Origin of the sequence: Methanosarcina vacuolata Z-761, from assembly GCF_000969905.1 — an archaeon.
Classification (GTDB): Archaea; Halobacteriota; Methanosarcinia; order Methanosarcinales; family Methanosarcinaceae; genus Methanosarcina; species Methanosarcina vacuolata.
In genome coordinates, this window is record NZ_CP009520.1 from 2,029,212 (window position 1) to 2,049,608 (window position 20,397).

The 20,397-nt window shown below is 39.9% G+C and carries 14 protein-coding genes and 2 pseudogenes; 7 read left to right on the forward strand and 9 right to left on the reverse strand.

Going from position 1 to position 20,397, the window contains the following annotated elements; genetic code table 11:
* Positions 1-22: 22 nt before the first annotated feature.
* From MSVAZ_RS18810 to coaBC, 5 genes are all read right to left on the reverse strand, one after another.
* Complete coding sequence (locus tag MSVAZ_RS18810; protein WP_052727929.1) at positions 23-3,115, reverse strand: tetratricopeptide repeat protein; 3,093 nt, start codon at positions 3,113-3,115, stop codon at positions 23-25.
* Between the two features lie 839 nt (positions 3,116-3,954).
* On the reverse strand, positions 3,955-4,608 hold the full coding sequence (locus tag MSVAZ_RS08460; RefSeq protein ID WP_048123820.1) for an HD domain-containing protein: 654 nt from the start codon (positions 4,606-4,608) through the stop codon (positions 3,955-3,957).
* A 2-nt stretch (positions 4,609-4,610) separates the two neighbouring features.
* Positions 4,611-5,372, reverse strand: coding sequence for a 4-phosphopantoate--beta-alanine ligase (locus tag MSVAZ_RS08465; protein ID WP_048120174.1), 762 nt, complete (start codon positions 5,370-5,372; stop codon positions 4,611-4,613).
* A 481-nt stretch (positions 5,373-5,853) separates the two neighbouring features.
* Positions 5,854-6,756 carry a pantoate kinase gene (locus MSVAZ_RS08470; protein WP_048120176.1) on the reverse strand — a complete coding sequence of 301 codons (903 nt, stop codon included), beginning with the start codon at positions 6,754-6,756 and terminating at the stop codon, positions 5,854-5,856.
* Positions 6,757-6,876: 120 nt separating this feature from the next.
* Positions 6,877-8,136, reverse strand: coding sequence for a bifunctional phosphopantothenoylcysteine decarboxylase/phosphopantothenate--cysteine ligase CoaBC (gene coaBC, locus MSVAZ_RS08475; RefSeq protein WP_048120178.1), 1,260 nt, complete (start codon positions 8,134-8,136; stop codon positions 6,877-6,879).
* Between the two features lie 461 nt (positions 8,137-8,597).
* Here coaBC and MSVAZ_RS08480 point away from each other — a divergent pair, with 461 nt between their 5' ends.
* Positions 8,598-9,494, forward strand: coding sequence for a Vms1/Ankzf1 family peptidyl-tRNA hydrolase (locus MSVAZ_RS08480; RefSeq protein ID WP_048120180.1), 897 nt, complete (start codon positions 8,598-8,600; stop codon positions 9,492-9,494).
* A gap of 583 nt (positions 9,495-10,077) precedes the next feature.
* On the opposite strand, the gene MSVAZ_RS08485 is transcribed toward MSVAZ_RS08480, so the two are convergent.
* Together MSVAZ_RS08485 and MSVAZ_RS08490 are read right to left on the reverse strand one after the other, a co-directional pair.
* Positions 10,078-10,929: a 2-oxoacid:ferredoxin oxidoreductase subunit beta gene (locus MSVAZ_RS08485; RefSeq protein WP_048120182.1), complete on the reverse strand. Its 852-nt coding sequence runs from the start codon at positions 10,927-10,929 to the stop codon at positions 10,078-10,080.
* Entirely contained in the window at positions 10,916-12,640 is a 1,725-nt protein-coding gene (locus MSVAZ_RS08490) for a 2-oxoacid:acceptor oxidoreductase subunit alpha (RefSeq protein ID WP_232316262.1), read from the reverse strand. The genes MSVAZ_RS08485 and MSVAZ_RS08490 overlap by 14 nt, the downstream gene beginning before the upstream one ends.
* Positions 12,641-13,265: 625 nt before the next feature.
* Between MSVAZ_RS08490 and MSVAZ_RS20250 the strand changes: the two are divergent.
* Positions 13,266-13,459, forward strand: a pseudogene (locus MSVAZ_RS20250) (IS5/IS1182 family transposase); the annotation flags it as partial.
* 124 nt (positions 13,460-13,583) lie between these two features.
* Here MSVAZ_RS20250 and MSVAZ_RS08495 read toward each other — a convergent pair.
* Both MSVAZ_RS08495 and MSVAZ_RS08500 read right to left on the reverse strand, forming a co-directional pair.
* Positions 13,584-14,399 carry a nitroreductase family protein gene (locus MSVAZ_RS08495; RefSeq protein WP_048120185.1) on the reverse strand — a complete coding sequence of 272 codons (816 nt, stop codon included), beginning with the start codon at positions 14,397-14,399 and terminating at the stop codon, positions 13,584-13,586.
* Between the two features lie 144 nt (positions 14,400-14,543).
* Entirely contained in the window at positions 14,544-15,434 is an 891-nt protein-coding gene (locus MSVAZ_RS08500) for an MBL fold metallo-hydrolase (protein WP_048120187.1), read from the reverse strand.
* 134 nt (positions 15,435-15,568) lie between these two features.
* Between MSVAZ_RS08500 and MSVAZ_RS08505 the strand changes: the two genes are divergently transcribed.
* From MSVAZ_RS08505 to tnpC, 5 genes and pseudogenes are all read left to right on the forward strand, one after another.
* A complete protein-coding gene (locus tag MSVAZ_RS08505; protein WP_084626107.1) occupies positions 15,569-15,946 on the forward strand; it encodes a winged helix-turn-helix transcriptional regulator in 378 nt (125 codons plus the stop codon).
* Positions 15,947-16,551: 605 nt separating this feature from the next.
* A complete protein-coding gene (locus MSVAZ_RS08510; protein WP_048120190.1) occupies positions 16,552-17,196 on the forward strand; it encodes a YggS family pyridoxal phosphate-dependent enzyme in 645 nt (214 codons plus the stop codon).
* Between the two features lie 597 nt (positions 17,197-17,793).
* Positions 17,794-18,009, forward strand: coding sequence for a type II toxin-antitoxin system HicB family antitoxin (locus MSVAZ_RS08515; protein ID WP_048120192.1), 216 nt, complete (start codon positions 17,794-17,796; stop codon positions 18,007-18,009).
* Positions 18,002-18,229 carry a type II toxin-antitoxin system HicA family toxin gene (locus tag MSVAZ_RS08520; RefSeq protein WP_048120194.1) on the forward strand — a complete coding sequence of 76 codons (228 nt, stop codon included), beginning with the start codon at positions 18,002-18,004 and terminating at the stop codon, positions 18,227-18,229. The genes MSVAZ_RS08515 and MSVAZ_RS08520 overlap by 8 nt, the downstream gene beginning before the upstream one ends.
* 151 nt (positions 18,230-18,380) lie before the next feature.
* Positions 18,381-19,814, forward strand: a pseudogene (tnpC, locus tag MSVAZ_RS08530) (IS66 family transposase).
* Positions 19,815-20,397 lie beyond the last annotated feature (583 nt).

Here is a 20,397-nt window from a genome sequence, read left to right on the forward strand (position 1 = left end):
TTTCATTAGAATTTTGTAGATTCTACTTGTATTTATGTTGTATCTGTTTGAAGTGTAGAAATTTAATATCTAAATTATTTGATTCGAGAGCTTTAAGTTTCCTTTCGATCAAACTTGGAGCAAGTTCGAACGTAGAAGGGGGACGTATTTCTATTTCTATTTGGCTACTTTTGAAGCGCTGCAAAATTGGTGAACCTAAGATAAAAATTATGATTAAAGCCATAAAAGTTAGTGATATCGTGTTATCTTGCCAATTAATTGAAGAAAAGAAACCGCCTAAAGAAATAATTATCATTGATATTAATGATTTAATAATCGGATAATTTAATGCTGGTTGATAAACAGAAATAGTTTTCAATACCAGGTCATTTATAAAATTAATCATTTTACTGAATACAGAGGGAAGTAAAATTCCAAACAAAGAAAAAATAAGTATTACAAATGTTACCCTTCGAGTCCAGCGTTTTAAGGGTGAATATAACCACCAGACCCAGATCGAAGGTCTTACTTTATTATCCCATATATTGTTGAGAGTCTCACAAGCTGATCTCTTAGTATCATAATCCGATTTCGAATCAGTGCACTTTTTTAAACAGTCGACTGCTGTAGAGTAATCATTGATTTTATAGTAAAAACAACCAAGGAAATAATAATTATACGCTATGATCTTAGGATTTTCTAGCTTGCTTATCAATATGTCCATTTTTTCGGACATGCTTACTGTTAATTTTTCACTTCTATTTAAATAAATTAAAGTACTTTTTGCAAGTTTTGTTAAGTATATAACCAAACTTTTTAAACATTGAGGAATCATTTTTAAATTATTTTCTTCTTGAGAAACACATGTATCTACCTTTTCAAGTTCTCTTATGATTGCAAGTAGCATATCTTGATACTTTTTTTCACTGGATGAAAATTCTAATTCTGCATTTAAGTATTTCGCATAAGAATCCCATAGAAGATAAGTCGGATTCATTAAATCTGAAGAAATTGCTTTTTTAAAATACTTAATTGATTCAATATAGTCTTGTTCCTCAATTTTGATCTTGCCTTTTAGGCCTAATGCAAATGCATTTTCATTATCCATTGAGAGAACTTTTTCGACATACTTTGACGCATTTATAAGATCACCAAAGGTTAAATAACATTCAGCTAAGTAGTTATTAACACTAGGCTCATCTGGATCAATTGAAATCGCTTGTTCTAATGAATCTTTACATTCGATGTATTTACGGCGTCTTTTTGAAATAATAGCCTTGTTTATAAATAAATTTATTTTCTTTTTGTCTAGTAAAGTTGCTTTACTAATCAGCTCAGAAGCACGACCATATATCTCTAAATCGATAAATATATTGCTTTTGCCAACCCATGCATCTGTATTTTCCGGGTCGATGCATATCGCATTATTAAATGCTTTCAGAGCTTCTTTGTACTTCTTAAAATAGTTGGTTAGAATAGTCCTTTTATTGTTCCACGCCGTTACATTATGAGGTTTTATCTCTATTACTTTTTCAAATACTTCCAGAGCTTCTTCATATTTCTTAAAATAATTGGCTAAAACTGCTCCCTTATTAAGCAATGCGCATATGTACTTTGGCTTAATCTCTATCGCTTTTTCATATGCTTCCAGGGCTTCTTCGTGCTTACCAATATCTTCAAAGATTTTGCCTTTTTTAACCCATACCATTGCGTTATCTGGTTCGATCTCTATTGCTTTCTCAAAAGCTTCTAGAGCCTCTTCGTACTTTTCAAAACTGTCGGCTAGAACTATCCCTTTACTAATCCATGCATCAGAGTTTTCTGGCTCGATTTTTATTGCTTTCCCAAATAATTCCAGAGCCTCTTCGTGCTTACCAGTATCTTCAAGGAGATTACCTTTTTTAACCCATACCGTTGCATCATCCGGTTCGATCTCTATTGCTTTCTCAAAAGCTTCCAGAGCCTCTTCGTACCTCTTAAGATTATTTAAAACTGTTCCTTTATTGCTCCATGCTGTTGCATCATCCGTTTTGATCTCTATTGCTTTCTCAAAAGCTTCCAGAGCCTCTTCGTATTTTTTAAAACCGTTGGCTAGAACTGTTCCTTTATTTCTCCATGCTGTTGCATCATCCGGTTCGATCTCTATTGCTTTCTCAAAAGCTTCCAGAGCCTTTTCGTACTTTTTAAAATGGTTGGCTAGAACTGTTCCTTTATTAATCCATGAACTTGCGTTATCCGGTTCGATCTCTATTGCTTTCTCAAAAGCTTCCAAAGCCTCTTCGTACCTCTTAAGATTATCTAGAACTATTCCTTTTTTAACCCATATCATTGCGTTATTCGGTTCGATCTCTACTTTTCCATATGCTTCCAGAGCCTCTTCGTATCTCTTAAGATTATCTAAAACTATTCCTTTATTGCTCCATGCTGTTGCATTATCCGGTTCGATCTCTATTGCTTTCTCAAAAGCTTCCAGAGCCTCTTCGTACTTTTTAAAATGGTTGGCTAGAACTGTTCCTTTATTAATCCATGAACCTATTTCCTTTGGCTCAATTTCTGTTACTTTCTCATATGCTCCCAGAGCCTCCTCGTATTTTTCAAGATCAGATAAGGCATATCCTTTAACAGTCCATGCTGTTGCATTATCCGGTTCGATCTCTATTGCTTTCTCAAAAGTTTCCAGAGCCTTTTCGTACTTTTTAAAATGGTCGGCTAGAACTATTCCTTTATTAATCCATGCTGTTGCATTATCCGGTTCGATCTCTATTGCTTTCTCAAAAGTTTCCAGAGCCTTTTCGTACTTTTTAAAATGGTCGGCTAGAACTATTCCTTTATTAATCCATGCTGTTGCATTATCCGGTTTGATCTCTGTTGCTTTCTCAAATGCATCCAGAGCCTCTTCATACCTCTTAAGATTATCTAGAACTATTCCTTTATTGCTCCATGCTGTTGCATCATCCGTTTTGATCTCTATTGCTTTCTCAAATGCTTCCAGAGCCTCTTCGTACTTTTTAAGATTAGTTAGAATCGTTCCTTTATTGCTCCATGCATCAGAGTTTTCTGGCTCGATTTTTATTGCTTTCCCAAATAATTCCAGATTGTCGTCTTCAATCAATGTATCTGTATTCTCTATTTTCATATCACTTATAATACTATTTGTTTAGGTCAATAAATTAAACTATCGTAATTATTTAATGAGCCTATCCCAAAACATCATACAATCTCATTATGGGGTACCGCCAACATTTCCGACAAGATACCCTAGTGCCGAGAAAACGTAATTATGGATCGCCTGAATAAGCTTTGAATCCCTTTACTCAAAGAAGCTTGCTCTTGTCGATTTGTTATGAATAACTATCCAAGTTTTATGCTCCATAACTAAATTTTCGTGGTACTAGTGTAAATTTACAGAAAACCTAATACATTGCCCTATTCCCAATATAAGCTAATTACTTTGCGTCTATGGAACATGGGTATTTTGCAGCTGCCAGGACTCAAGTGAATCCGAATAGCTTTAGGGGAAAATCTGTGTATTTTTGCAGTTTATTCAATGCACAGGTTTTATTGTAAAAGCTCTGTGACGGCAGTTGTCCAAAATACCTTATTTTTTAAAAGAAAGAGGTAGGCTGCTGCTTCATAAGAAGTCAGTCCGATATCCTGAAGAAGCCTCTTATTTTGCATATATAACTCAACTGCTGATATTAAAATATGTTTCAAATCTGGGATTCACTTTTATATGAGAGCGTCGTAAAAGTCCATTTGATTCTATAAATAGGATAAATTAATGTCCAATAAGGTTGGTGTTTACCTAAATTCTATGCAAAATCTTACAACCATATTTAAAGTCAACGTTTTGATGATCCAATTGTAGAATTGTTTTGACTTTTGCGACGCTCTCTTATATATGAAATAAAAGATCGAAAATAATAAAAAGTCTCTAAAAATTACAATAGGTAACAATACTTTTCGGATAGACTCTTAGAGCCCTCTTTCGTCAATTCCGGCCTCTAGGTTCAGTGCTTCGAGGTAAAGGCGCATGATTTTCAGCCTTTCCTCGGCAATCTTTTTTGCAGCATCGGTATTCAATTTTTCAGGAATGGTGAAAGGTTTGTACTGCATATATTCATTAAAGCCTTCAATAGGGTCTTCGATGTACACGGTTCTTTTTGAACTTCCCTTATCCATCCCAGTTGTGTGCTTTAACATCCTGAGAGCTCCCATCGAAAGAACAGCCCTGAAAATCCCCACTGCTCCAAGGGCATCAATCCGGTCGGCGTCCTGCAAAATTCGAGCTTCGAGACTATCCGGCTTTTCCCCTGCGCTGAAGCGGTGTGTCCGGATACAACTGGTAACAGCTTCAATAACCTCTTTTCCAAGCCCTGTTCTCGAAAGAAATTCAGAGGCGATATCGGCACTGTATACGGCATGGTCCCCGCCTTCTTCATGTTCCTTAATTACGCCGACATCATGGAGGAGAGCTGCAAGCTGAAGTACGAGAGGGTCTCCCCCTTCTTCCTTCTGGATTTCCAGGCAAAGGGCTTCTACCCGGTTTATATGGGACATATCGTGGGAACTGGGCTCACCTTCAAGAAAAGTGGCTACAAATTCCCTCGTTTTTTCTATCAGGTCCATATTCATTGTTCCAATTCTACAGCCATAGCTTTAAGGTATTCCTGGATTTCAGAAATCGCCTCTATGAGGGTTTTTTTATTATCATAAGTCGTGATTAATTTCACAAGTTCTTCATTTCTCTCCTTTTTCAGTTCCACTCCGAACTTGATCATGTTTTCTAGTGCACGGGTAAGGTTGTCAACTATCGAGATTGTAGACATCTTTGAAGTCCGTGAGAGAGGGTTCAGGTCAATAGCTATGACCGTTTTTCCCATTTCTACAAGTTTCTCACACCGGTCTCCGTCTTCCAGCGGGACAAGAACTACGTCTGCAGAATATATCCCCCGGCTTTCTACCAGCCGCCTGGCATGAGATAGTTCAAGGCTTGCATCCGGATTTTTCCCGAGCACCTCGGAAGCCCCGTTGGCTTTGAGTTGTTCTATTATAAGGTGGACCCTTGTTTCGGTCCTGTGAAAAAGATTGACCTCGAGCTTTGCTCCTGTTACATCTGCAAGGGAAACAATTTTATCAGGAGCGAGAGCTGCAGCATTGCCGTTTACGGAAATTACAGGATTTTTTGCCAGTAGCAGAGCAGCAACTGCCGCTCTTTCAGCATACAGGGCAGACTTGGTGCTTCGCTCGCCTATAAGGTAATCAAAGCTTTCGCCTCTTCCCTGAGAAATCAAACCCTGAATGCTTGTCATTCCCATTTTTACCCCGGCTGCAACCTTTTCACGGGCTAGCAGGGACTCATACCTCGGGTGGTCTTTGGGTATCTCGGTCATATCGGTCGCTTACCTTTTTTTAATTGACTTTCCAGCATCTTTTTTTATTTATGAACTTAATCCGTAAATGAGTTTTATCAGTTTTAACATAAACTAATTGAGTATCAGTTTTAGCATAAACTGCTTGAGTATCAGTTTCAACATGAACTGCTTGAGTATTAGTTACAACATAAACTACTTGAGTATCAGTTTTAACATAACCTGCTTGAGTATCAGTTTTAGCATAAACTGCTTGAGTATTATCAGTTTTAGCATAAACCGCTTGAGTATTATCAGTTTTAGCATAAACCGCTTGATTAGTTCAGACACTCAAATAAAAAACTAAAATGAGTAATCTGAATTATATATTACTATTTGATCCCAACTTTCGACCTTTACTTTATTTTAACTCTCTTTAAGTTATAAGGAAATTAATTACGCAGCAATTTTCTGCAAGTATTTTTTATTTTCCTGGCCCATTCAAAATATGTTCTGCCTGAACTCATTCGTTCATCAGCTTCGGCACACAGGTGCTTATGCCGTATTCCAGCACCACCCCGAATTCCTGGAGGGCTTCGTAGAGACGGAACTGTTCGGAGTAAGGGGCAATTGCGAAAACCGTATCCCCAAGCATTGCCTGGGAAGCTAGCCCACCATTTGCGTTTGCAGCTTCGATCACATCTTTTGCCTTGCTGCTCATAAGGTCTGCTTTACTGGCAAACACTTTTGACTGCTGCATGAAGTTCTCAAGAGTGGGCTTTTTAAGCAGCTCGGACATAGCTTCTTTTCCCGCGCTGTTAATTCTTGAGGCTGCAGCTTCATCTCTCAGGACCGAACCGGTAGAGATCTCGCCAAGCACAATACAAAAAACCCTGGCTTCGGAAGTCGGAATTCTGTCCACAAGCCCAAACTCGGGTCCACCCGGCTGCAGTCTGATCACGACTCCACCGCTTGACTGGGCAGCAATATCGCCAAGTCCGCTGCAATTGATGACCTCAGCCACATGGGCATATTCAGTCAGACTTTTTACGGTCTGATCCAGGGAAAGTGCACTATTCAGGGCATAGGCTGTCCCTAGAGCTCCTGCACCTGAAGCTCCAAATCCGCATCCGGTTGGGATTTCTGACCAGCTCCTTATTCTTACAGGCAGTTCCGTCATCATCTCTGCGACAGTCCGAGTAGTTCTGCCTTCAACTCTCTTTCCATTAAGGAAAATTTCGGTTTTTTCCACAGATCTCCCGATCTTTACTTCGGTGGTTACGCCTCCATTCAGGACGATTCCGCAGCCTGTAGAACCCTTACGATGAGGGTTTTCATGCTCGTGGATCTGGAAAAAACCTGTGATGTGTCCCGGAGCATAGGCTTTTGCCTGAATGTCTGCTCCTTCACTCTCATATGTATACATAGAAAACGCCTTTTTGCCACTTAAATCATTTTTTCAAAGTTCGTTCGTGTTTTGCAGGATACTTTGCAAAATGCTTTCGGATTTTTGTGAAATACTCTGGGATACTTTGCAGCAGATTTTTTACTTTAACAGATCGGCTACCTCTTCAAGGATAAAGGCTGCAAGTTTGCGTTTGTTCCCACTTACGTGCCCTGGTTCGTTTTTTTCCCGTCCAAGCAGGTACAGTTCATTCTCTTCAGTACCCATTCCGCCTTTTGCGACGTCGTTTGCTGCAATCAGGTCCAGTTTTGAAGTTTTAAGGGCTGAAGCTGCCCTTCTAAGGAGTTCGTCTTTTTCAATTCCGGTCTCAGCTTTGAAACCTATAATCACGAGGTCAGGATACCTTTGACGGCATTCTTTAATCAATTTGCGGGTGGGATTCAGTTTCAAGGTAAGTTCTCCTCCCGATTTTATCTTTTCGGGAGAAGGATTAACTGTATAATCTGCAATTGCTGCTGAACTGATAAGGACATCGTATCCTTTTTCAAGTTCCGAGAGGACAGCATCAGTCATGTCGGCGGCGCTTTCTGCAAAAATTTCCCTGATCCCTGCAAACCCAAGTTTGTCCCTATGGACCAGGGTGACATCGGCTCCATTGCGATAAGCTTCAAGAGCAAGTTCCCTGCCAGTTTTACCCGAAGCCCGGTTTGTGAGAATTCTGATGGGGTCCAGGCTTTCGGCAGTAGAACCGCTTGTGATAATTATCTTTCGGTTTTCGAGGGTTTTATTTCCGAGAGCTCTTTCTACCTCGAGCACGATTTCCTCATTTGCCGCAATTTTTGCGATTCCTTCTTCAAGTCTGGGGCCTACAATAGAGATTCCCCAGCTTTTCAATTTTACCAGATTCTCAGCTACAGCAGGGTGCCTGAACATTGATTCGTGCATTGCAGGAACAACCATCACAGGCACACCCGAGCCAAGGGCAGTTGTTGCAAACGAGGTAACAGGGGTATCATCTATCCCGTATGCGATTTTTCCTATGGTGTTTGCGGTTGCAGGAGCTATAAGGAGAAGGTCGGCCCTGCCTTTAAGCCCGCAGAACTCCACATGCTCAACCCTGCCTCCAAGTTCGGTAATTGCTGGATTTCCGGTAGCATAGTGCAGGGCATCAGGGTGCAGGATATGTGTAGCAGCCTCTGTCATAACAGCATGGACCTCAGCCCCGTTTCTGATTAGCTCTCTTGCAAGTTCAACTACCCTGACTGCTCCAATGCTTCCCGTAACGCCAAGAACTATGGTTTTTCCGGCAAGGAAAGAGCTCTTTTGCCCCTGGATCCAGAGTGTGGGATGGAACTTTTCGGCTCTGGACCTGGTGGCCTTTTGCTTATCTTCTTTATCCATTTCATCTACTCTATCCGGTCCCTTTGACCGGGGCTTTCCTGTTTAGGGTCCTTCTGCCTGTCCGGGTTTAAAAGTCTTTTAATAATGTTTCATTCAGGCAGTGGAGTGATCTATAAGGTTAATATCTGGGCAACAATTTTTTAAATCAGCCTGCTTTTCAGAAAATGATCCTGAAAACAAAGTGACATTCAATACGATATTATTAAAACTTTCGAAATAATAAGGATTAAAATTAATTAATAAATAAACTTTATAGAGAGTTATTATTTTATTAATCCGATATCCAAGTCAAAAATAACAGAATGTGAGGGAGACAAATCAGCGACAAAAACACAAAAAAAGAAGCCTCTGAAGTTCCAAAAAAAGGTTTAAGCACATTTTTAGGGAAGATTTCAGGGAAGGAGCAGCTCGAACTTGAGATAGAGAGTCTCAACTCACAGATTGTTAAACTGGAACTTGATTTGCAGAGTGCAAAAAACCAGCTTGAAAAGAAAGATATTCTTGCAAGGCAGGCAGTTTCGGACAGGCAGGAAGCTGAGGCTCTTTTAAACCAGGAACGTATTCGCACCCGGACTATTTCTCACGAACTCGAAACAATCAGAGCTGAGTCCCAGAGTAAACTGAAATTTCGCGGAATTGAAACCCTGAGCCTGCAAGCTATTCAGGCTTACCTCTCCAAGCTCAAGTCCTTCCACGCCCCTGCAGACGACCTGCTGACCGCTTACCTGCCCTCCGGTACCCGACTCTCAGGTGTGATAAGTGAAAAAGTTCTTGAACGCGTGGAAGAGGAAAACCTTACCCTTCTTGACAGGCTTGAGACTGAGACCGGCATTGTACTTTTTTATGATATTCACCGAATGATCTGCGAAGCTATAGCTCCTTCTTTTCCAGTTACTTCCTCCTCCTGGCAGCTTGGGGACAGTTTTGAGGTTTCTTTGCTTGAAGAGATCTTAAATAAGGACTACAGGATGCTTGTCCTTGTCCTGCACGCCGGCGAATCCTTCATAGGTTTTGCTCCCGATGCTCGGGTTTTCGATACCGAGGAGCTTATCCGCAGCAGCGTAAAAGAGAAGCACAGTAAAGGAGGCTTTAGCCAGCGCCGTTTCGAACGCCTCAGGGAAGAGGATATCGCACACCACATGGATAAGGTTATCGAGGCTCTTGATAGGGTTCTTGAAGAAAACAAGCTTATCGACTGCGTTATTCTAAGCGGAGATTTTCAGCTAATTGGGGAAATTCGAAAACGCCTTCCTTTCAATCTTGAGATAATTGAAAAGCCGTCTGACATCAGGGTCGAGAAATCAGGCGGTGAAGAGATTCTCAGGACGGTCTTGAGCTCCAGAAGATATCTGCTTTGAGAAGATATTTACTGTAGGATTTCAAGAAAGATATGTTGTAAAGTTTCGATAAAACGCTAGAAAAAAGGAGACGAAACTTCATCTTTAAGAAATTCTCTGTAATCAGGTTGTATCAAAACCATTTTGATTTCAGTCAAATACCCCGCCATGCGTCTTCGGTTAAGTGAAAAATCATGATAAATTGCGTCAATTTTCCATAACATTTGTCAAATATTTTAATAAAAAAGGTGGGTAAAAACTACTTTCATTTCTTTGTGCCTGTTATTCGAAGAATTTCATGTGTTGTTTGGTCAGATGTACACAGTTTTCTAAGAAAACTGTATACATAGTCTTAGTCCTGATCATGCTTATGTCTTAGTCCTGATCATGCTCATTTCTGAGTTCTGATCATGCTCGTGTATTAGTTCTGACCGCACATATGTCTCGATCCTGATCATTCTCGAATACAAGCTCCCAGGAAAAGAAGCGATTCTCTGAGTATTTGACTTTCCTTTGTCGCTATTCTTTTCCTGGACTATTCCTGACTGGAACCGAAATGAAGATATCCTTTTTCTAAACATGTCCCAAACAGGAAGCCGATTAATTAATAAAATTTTTCAATTTCGTGCTTTACGTCCTCAATAGAGAATTTTTGTCTGACAAGAGGCTCTTCCTGAATCGTCGGTATTCCTTCTTCAAGCGTTTCTCTTTCATTTTTATAGAAAATGCCGTTAGGAATCCTATCTCCCCATTCCAGAGACCTTTCGAACGCTTTTAAGCGGTTATGTGGGTCATATTCTTCTTCGAGTTTATACACCCTGTCCCGATACCACTTAAAAGTGTTTATCTTATTAAAGGTAACACAGGGCTGAAGGATATCAAGAAGAGCAAAACCTTTGTGTGATATAGCAGCCTTCATGAGCTCTTTCAGATAAGCCTTATCTCCTGCAAAACCTCTGGCTACGAAACTGCAGTCCTGAGATATTGCCAGAGCAAGTGGGTTCAACGGCTCTTCAAGGACACCATAAGGCTGGATTTTGGTGCGAGTTCCCTGAGCTGTGGTAGGAGAAGCCTGCCCTTTTGTCAGTCCGTAAATCTGGTTGTCGTGCACTAGCAGGGTAATATTCGGGTTGCGGCGAATTGTGTGAAGGAAATGGTTTCCGCCTTCTCCATAACAGTCCCCATCCCCTGCAACTGCTATTACGTGCAAAGAGTGATTGGCAAGTTTTGCAGCCGTAGCTACGGGCAGGGTCCTTCCATGAAGCCCATTAAATGTGTGGCACTTAGTATAATGGGGTAGTTTTCCAGACTGTCCTATCCCTGAAACCATAAGCACTTCCCAGGGCTCAATGCCAAGTTCTACAAGTGCCTCTTCGACAGTCGAAAGGATATTGAAATTTCCGCACCCTGGACACCAGGCAGGAACCTGGCCCTTATAATCTTCAGATGTAGGCATGCAATTCCTCCTTCAGATTTTCGATTGTAAAAGGCCTCCCATCATACCTGAGAATCTGGTGGGAAAATTCAAACCCTGTTTCTGCTCTCATTAGTTTTGCAAACTGTCCGGTAGCACTGTTTTCTATACAGATGGTAAGATCAGCATTCTCAAGAAGTTCAATATAATCAAACTTATCCCGCTCCGGAAGAGGATAGACCTGGCTAAAGTGCATCATCGCAACCTTGTGATCCTTAGAAATAGTATCGACAACCTCTTTTATCACACCATAAGTAGAGCCACGCCCTACAAGCACGATTTTTGGAGAAGAATCGCCATAAAGAAGTGGTGGGTCAATCTCTTTCTTTATAAGAGGCAATTTATTCAATAACCTTTTCTGGACCATTTTGATCCGGGTCTCGGAATCTTCTATGATATGCCCTTCTTCGTCATGTTCATCGCTATCCGCTACAACGAGGTGTTTTCCGGTTTCTCCGGGAACTGCAAGAAGAGAAATTCCTGTACTGGAATATTTAAAACGTTTATAAACCTCAACACCTTCAAGGTCTTTTTCTCTCAGCCGATAATCATTGTAAATTATATTCTCAAGGTCGAATTTTTCATAAGTCCATTCGGTATCCACAAGATACTGGTCTGACTGGATGAACACAGGGATCTGGTACTTTTCCGCAAGCTCGAAGGCCCTGTTAGTGAGGTAAAAAGCCTGTTTTGGGTCTCCAGGCTCAAAAATCACCCTTGGAAACTCTCCATGCGCTGCATAAAGGACAAAAAGCAAGTCTGCCTGTTCCGTGCGTGTAGGTAAGCCGGTTGCAGGCCCAGGGCGCTGCATTTCTGCAATAACGATAGGAGTTTCGGTCATTCCTGCAAGAGAAAGGCCTTCTACCATCAGGGCAAATCCTCCACCCGACGTTCCGGTCATTGCCCTTACGCCTGCAAAAGAGGCTCCTATCGCCATATTAATAGCTGAAATCTCGTCTTCAACCTGTTCAACGACCAGGTTGTACTCTTCTGCTCTGGAAGCCATATAGTTTAGAATCCCTGTTGAAGGCGTCATAGGGTAACCGGAATAAAACTTACAGCCCGACATAAGGGCGCCCATTCCAATTGCATTAACCCCGTCAATAAGCATGAGTTTTCTGTTTTCAGGTTCACGGATTTCGGGAGCTTCGCAACGGAGACAATTTTTACGAGCATAATTATACCCCGCTTCTGCGCAGGCTATATTTCCCTGGATTACTTCCTCCCCTTTTTTCTCGAAAGCTTTTCTTAGAACATTCCTGAGGGTTTCAAGCCCAATATCAAGAATCCCAAGCGCTGCTCCGGTAGCTACAGTATTTGCCATCACGCTTTTTTTTCCTACATCAAGGGCTATTTTTTTGAACGGGATATCTATGAACTCGGGTTCTTCAAATTTCTTTTTGGTAATTTCGGAATCATAAAGAATAAATCCTTCATCCCGTACGCTTTTTCTATGAATTTCTATAGTGTCCAGGTCAAGAGCCAGGAGGATATCAACCATATCTCTTGAGGCAGAGATTTCCTTTTCAGAAAAGCGAATTTGATAAAAATTGTGCCCACCACGTACCCTGGACATATAGTCCTGGTGAGTAAATACGTGAAATCCTGTTTTGGAAAAGACCTGTGCAAGAGCTCCACCTATGGTCTGCAGCCCCTGTCCGGCCTCTCCTCCTACTCGAAGTGTGTACTCCAAATATTTTACCCCCAAATATTTTTTATTTTTTAATTTTGGTTCGATTGTTCGAATAAGTTCAAGTCACTAATACGAACTCTAATACAAAACTTGTTTGAGCAGTTTCGTAATGATTGCAGCAAAACAGAGATTCTTTATCAACTTCCTTTTTTATGTTGTTATTAACCCTGTTTAACCGCCTTATCTTTTCAGCTCCCTGAATAATAGTTATTATTCAGTATTAAATATTCTTGTAACTTGACTATTTTCGAAAAGAATACGCCTTTAAGGTAGTGTCAAAATTGACAGAAGGCTGTAGATATAATCAAGGTGAAAGGTTGATTCCCTGGACAGTAGGTGAACGAGAGTTCCCTTACCAGCAGGAAAATATGAAGCCTATGTTCTTACAAAATCTGTCTGAATACTATGATATTATAGACCTATTGTAAATTTTCAACATGCATTACTGACTTTTCGGATAGGCTCTTTGATTGAAAATTGGGGGGACTTAAACCTATTAGGACTTAGAACTATTAGGACTTAGAACTATTAGGACTTAGAACTATTAGGACTTAGAACTATTAGGACTTAGAACTATTAGGACTTAGAACTATTAACTTAGAACTATTAGGACTTAGAACTATTAGGACTTAGAACTATTAGATCTCTCATAGAGGACGAGTTTTAATTAGACAAAAAACGTGTAATACGGAGAATTTAAACCAATATACAATGATCTCCGTAAAAAGATACTGTTCTCTGGCTGTATTTTTGATAGGGGCAGTTATAGCTTTCTTTATTAATGATAAAAAGGGATTAAAACGCTTGGCTGAGAGTTAAGAAAAAAAGCACCATATTCTGTGCTTTTTATGTTCTTTTCTTTGCCACTAAATTTTAATTCCATATTTATGATTTTTTGCACCAGAACCCACAAAACAGCAAAGAACCAATAACTTTGATATGGTTATCTCCATATAATATCCGCTTTTTTTCTACCGGGTATTTTTCTATGTTTATATTTTGGGTATCCAAAAAGCATTGGAAATTGCAAAACAAATCCTGCAGGAATACCAAGAGCTTCTTTTAATGGCTGATATTCTACTGCTGCTCTATGTAGTAGTCCTACCCAACAAGTTCCAAGACCAAAAGAAGGAGCAATGAGATCAAAGGTTGTCAGGGCTATAATGCTGTCAGTGTATCCAGAGGCATTTTCTGAATAAGCATAGACAAGTCCCGGAGAATTTCTACAAATGGGATCAAAGCCTGCATCAGCGAGAGCAACAAGAATAGGAAAATAACGCTTAAGAGGATGGTCTGCGTCTTTTTCTGCCATCATTCTCATCCAATCAATAGTAAGATCTGCAAACTTTTTAATCTTCGATGCATCAGTTACAACAAGCCACTTAACAGGTTGTCCATTCATGCCAGATGGAGCAAAGCGGACGGCTTCAAAAATATCTCTGATTTTCTCTTTTTCAACGGGCTTATTTTTGAAAATCCTTATCGAGCGTCTGCTTTGAATATATTTTTTAAGTTGTTCAGGGTTAATCTGCTCAATGCTAGCATTATCATCTTCAGGAGGGAATGACTGATAATTTACCATAATTGCATTCGCAGGACAAACAGCTTCACAGTGCCCACAACGAGTACAAAATGCCTCATATTCGGTGGGTAAGGACGGAGCACCTTTTTCTCCAGGCATGATTATATTTACAGGACAAACCATAGAACAAATTCCACAAGCTGTACATTTTTCCACGTCAAACGAAATAAGGCTCATTTGCTAACCTCTTTTTACAAAACTACTCTTTATTTAACTCTTTTTTCCGTTCGGTTGCAATCTCGGCACGTTTAAATATCAACTGCAATAGATCGCGACAAAGGAAACTTATCAATTCCTGACAACGCAACAGAAACTCCTGCGTCAGCAGAACTGCCACACAAAGCGGCCTCCCTTACGGGTTACGCGCCCCGCTGAGGTCTCTGCAAAATGTGAACTGAAAAACAGGGCATGCCGGTCTGCAAGATAATCCAGCGCCCACCGCCGTGAAGCACGGGCTTGCAGTGCATCTTCACAGTACACCGAGTTCCATTCAGGGCGGTATACCTGGATGGGATGGTGCATGACATCCCCACCAAAAAGAGCTTCTTTTCCGCCGGAAGTAAGGCAGACTGCCATCTGGCCAATGCTGTGCCCGGGTACCGGATATAAGGAGATTCCCTCAAGAAACTCCGTCCCATCAGGTTCAATGATTTCGGCCTGCTCTGCCTGGATCACCGGCAGGATGCTGTCTTCGTATACTATGAATTTGACGCGGTTATTCACCGGGTAGTTTTCCGGGTCGGAATAATGCATCTGCTCGGCCTTTGAGAAGACATACGTTGCATTGGGGAATGTCGGTTCCCATACACCATCAACAAGCTGCGTATTCCATCCAACGTGATCCACGTGAAGGTGTGTTAAGATAACATAATCCACCATTGCCGGAGTCACACCTGCGGCTTTGAGCCGTTCCAGGTAGGGGGATTTCAACCTGTTTAACCGGGGCATCCAGATACGTTCCTTGTCGTTTCCCGTCCCTGTGTCAATAAGAATCGTATGTTGCTTTGTCCGCAGCACCCACGTATGGATACTCTGGAAGACATGCGTACGGGTCTTGTCCATGTTTCCGGGAACCAGCCATTTTTCATGCTCCTGAATGAATGAAGGGTCCCACTGGGGATACAGATATTCAGGAGTGTTTGAATCGAGAATAAGTTCGGATACGCGGGTTACTGTGGCCTCGCCCACGCGATATACGCGATTTGTGTCCATGATGCTTCTACCTTTTTGCCCGTCTTTTCCTGTCCGGGCCGCTTCAATGCAGGTAAAAGACCGTAAGTGCTGTAGTATTAAAAAATGAGCAGTTTGCAAAATCGTATATACTATTATAAATGATACTATTGCTTATGCAAAAATCTCCTCCTGTAGGAAAATGTCCGATCCAGATTTCTCTCTCAGTCATTGGCGGAAAGTGGAAGCCAATAATCCTCTGGTTTCTCAAAGACGGACCGGTCCGGTTCTCTGGGATCCAGAAGAAAATCCCCGGGATCACCCAGATGATGCTGACAAAACAGCTCCGCGAGCTGGTTGCCGATGGGATGATCGAAAGGACAGTCTATCCCGAGGTCCCACCACGAGTCGAATATAGTATCACTGATGACGGCCGCTCGGTCTTTCCCGTTCTTATGGCATTAAACGAGTGGGGAAACGAGTACCAGAAGAGGAAATACGGAAGCTGGAACCAGAAGTGTGCGGAAACTTTTCGCGATGATATTAAAGAGTAAGATTAGGTCATGTCAAGTTGTCGGGAGTTAGATCAGGTCTATGTCGAAGATATCTCCTTTATCTCCAAAGACTTGATAGAACCTTTTTTGGTGCTCTGACAAAAGGCCGAAAAAGGCCGCAAGATGACAATAAAAATCCGAAGCAGTTCACCGCGTAAGTAACCCTGGCCTGAAAGAGACCACCTTATGAATAGGATAAAATCGACATACTTATAATATTTTTGTAATGATGAAAGTTTAATAAGTGTAATTCTTATTTTATCTTTTAATTTATATAAAGAAAATGTTCTTTTCAAGCAGAATTTTCCACAAATGCCTGAATGTTTGTTTTCTCGATTGTTCTATGATATATAAGAATAAACTGGTTTCCTCTGATGAACTCCATGGTAAATGCAAAAAGCTTAAGAAACAAAGAAGCAAGACTGAAGCATTAACTTAAGAAACGATTTAGCCATAACTGATTTTTAGGTCTACTTAGTTTAGTTTCATATGTAGTACCGACTCAAATTGTATTAGACGATTACTTCATACCAGAAATACTTATTATAAAAGAGACAAAATACTGAAAATCTCTGCATAGAATGATACCCGTAGAATGATAACATATGATAGAAGACAATGTAAAAGAACTTTTTAAAATGATACCATCTGATGTAACACTTGTCGCCGCAGTAAAATACGCGTCAAAAATACAAATAGACGAAGCCATAAAAGTAGGTGTTACAGACATCGGCTTCAATCATTATCAACAGATGAAAGATCTGGCCCCATATCTTCCACCTGAGATCAAAACCCACTTCATCGGCACACTTCAGTTAAACAAGGCAAAAAAAGTAGTAAACCTGAATCCCTACGTGATAGAAAGTGTTGATTCGTACGAACTTGCAGAAAAGATAAACAACGCCGCAAAAGAAAAAAAAAGGGTCCAGAAAATCCTCATACAGATGAAGACAGACGAAAAAAAACACACTGGATTAGATCCCGGTGACCTCTTAAAGCTTATAGACCAAATCTCAACCCTCGAATACTTAAGTTTTGAAGGCCTGATGACAATCCCGCCAAAAAACGAAGACCCCGAAGATTCAAGAAAATATTTCAAAGAATTAAAAGACCTGAAAGACAAAGCAGAGAAGCACTTAAAAAAACATCTTCAGTATCTCTCAATGGGAATGACAGACGATTATCAAATAGCAATAGAAGAAGGTGCAAGCATCGTCCGCGTCGGTAGAAAAATTTTCGATGTATTATGACAACGTAGAATCATTCTCATTTTCGAAAGTTTTGATAATAAAATAATCCTTTCCGGGCAGAGTTTTACACAAATGCCTATGTCTTTGTTTTCTCGAGTATTTCATGATCTAAAAATATGCTTGTTTCCTTCTGTCAAGAGAATATCAAATGCAAAAATAATGCAAGAAACATATAGGTACTTTTCTCAGTGTCTATTCTTGATGATAAAAAAGATAGTTTTTAGGTGTAAGAGTCCTGCAGCGTCTTGTTGACTCTGATGGTATTGTCAAATTTCTTTTTAAAATTCAGCTGAAAACTTCCCTCCACGCCCGCATGCTCAAGAGGTGAGCATATATCGGGTGAACAATGGGGAAAAAGCCACTGGCAAAAAAGAGGGGCAGAACCCAAAAACACAACCATGAAATAATACACAGATTTTATGGTAAAACCTACGCACAAAAACAAATTGAGTTTCAATCTCTCTAAAACTCAATGGTATAAAGCAAATTTTGAAAATTAAGCATATTACTCGATCAGACAGTTTTCTACGCTAATATAAATAGAATCGCAACAAATATTTTGAAGAAAAACATGTAAAAACTAGGCTTGGAGTGACCATGAGACAATTTCTCGTAGCTATAACAAAAGAAGATGACTTCTTTATTGCAAGATGTCCTGAACTCAATGTGACTTCTCAGGGTAAGACCCTTGAAGAAGCCGAAAAAAATATTAAAGAAGCTATAGAACTGTACATTGAGAGTTTCGGGACTGAAGATCTTCCGCAACAAGTTTCCAAACCTTATCTGACTCTTGTGGAAGTCGCCCATGTCTAAATTGCCAGTTGTATCCGGAAAAGAACTTGTAAATGCATTAGAGAAGGTTGGGTTTGTTGTTGTAAGGCAAAAAGGAAGCCATGTATCACTTCAAAAGATAACCAGTGAAGGAACTTACAGAACAGTTGTTCCTTTACATACAAAACTTGCTAAGGGGACACTTCTTGATATTCTTCATCAAACTGGATTAAGCAAAGAAGAATTGATAGATTTACTCTAAACGTCATAAATGGAGCAAAAGACAGTGCACTGGGTCCATAGTGCATCTAAAAAGATTGATTTTTTGTAACTATTCAGGTAGCCTTGTTAAGGCTACACAATTTTTCCTCGTTCCGAGGAAAAATTGGATATAAAATGAACCATTTTCTTCCTTGATGAAACGTGAAGAGATTCTTGCTTTGTGTGCTTCAAACCCTGAAGTTATTGCTTATATTATAAGTCTTGAATCTCAAATTAAAGACCTCACTGAAAGATTGCAAGTTTTAGAATTTCGCTTAAATCAAAACAGCCGAAACAGCAGTAAACCTCCTTCTAGTGACTATATTTCCAAAGGAAAACCTAATCCAAAGAGTCTCCGTAAACAGAGTGGCAAGAAACCTGGAGGTCAAGAAGGTCATCCCGGGACAACTCTCGAAATGGTTGATAATCCTGATTAGGTAATAGAGCATTCTTTGAACTGTTGCGAAGAATGTGGACATAATCTTAATAATGTTGAAGTTAAAGCTTATGAGAAAAGACAGGTTTTTGATATTCCCCCTGTAAATCTTATTGTTACAGAACATCAAAGTCAGATTAAGATCTGTCCTTGCTGTGGAAGGTTAAATAAAGCTGAATTTCCAGAATCAGTAAATTCCCCAGTTCAATATGGTCCTAATATCGTAGCTTCAGCAATTTACTTTAAAAATCACCATTTCATTCCTTATAAAAGGATTTCTGAATTGTTTCATGATGTAATGGGGATAAAAATCAGTTCTGCTACCATTATTGAAGCAGAAAGAGAATGTTTCCAGAACCTTGAAGAATTTGAAAACGTAATTCGAGAAAAGTTACTCTCTTCTCCTGTTATCCATTGTGATGAAACTGGAATGAAAGTTCACGGAAAAAGACATTGGCTTCATGTAGCTTCTACTGACAAATACACTTGTTATTTTGCTCATCCGAAAAGAGGATCAGAAGCTATTGATGCTATGGGAATTCTTCCAGAGTTTAAAGGGGTAGCAGTTCATGATGGATGGAAACCTTACAACGGTTATAATTGTGATCATGCTCTTTGCAATGCTCATCTCCAAAGAGAACTTATTGGAATTGAGGAGAGTTATAAACAGCAATGGGCTAAAGATATGAATGAGCTGTTATCTGAAATGAAAAAGTATACTGATGAGTGCAAAGAGCAGGGCAAATATCTGGATTTTGAACAAGTTAAGGCATTAGAAAAAAGGTTCGATACTGTAGTCGCGAAAGGAATTGAAGAAAATCCACCTTCTCTAAATCCTGAAAGACAAGGAAAACGTGGTATGTATCCAAAAACCAAAGCAAGGAATCTGCTTGATAGGTTTATAGAACATAAAGAAAAGATTCTGAGATTCCTGAAAGACTTGAAAGTTCCGTTTGAGAATAATCAAGCAGAAAGAGATGTCAGGATGATGAAACTACAGCAGAAAATATCAGGAACTTTCAGAACTACACGGGGAGCGGAAGCTTTCTGCAGAATTAGAGCATATATTTCCACAATAAGAAAGAATGGTTTACCTGTTTTAGAGGGTATTCTTGCGGCGCTCAAAGGAGCGCCGCTAGCTATACCCTGAATAGTTACGATTTTTTAAACTATTTTTCTTATTGGTTGATGGGTACTGTATGGTTTCAAATGATTGAAAATTTACTTGCTCAACCGTAGATGGAGAAATTCTTATCCCCCATAACTACACAAAATCTATTTTTCTGATAGGCTTTGAGTTGCCAAATTTCTTTTTTAAATTCATCTTAAAACTTCCCTCCACGCCCGCATGCTCAAGAAGTGAGCAAATATTAGAAGGTTGCTGGCAAGAAGCAAAGGCTGCCATAAAAAGTGTTTTATTAAGGGCTCTTCGCCGTTCTCTATGGATAAAAATGAAGAGAAATTGAATGCAAAAATACACCTGTAAGAGAGGCAGGAATTGTGGACTCAATATGGACTTTCAGAGGACTGTTGACATTCATGTGTTTTAAACATCAATCGAATAAAGATAGACCATTAATAATATAGTCCACTTCGAAAATCGGTAGATGAAAAGCAAGATAAATGTGTTTTTATCATTTGGAAGTCAGTCTGATAGAAACTATTGAATATAGAGACGTTCCAGAATATTAGAGTCGATGTACTAGATTTCCAGAAAGATGTTTATATTTTCA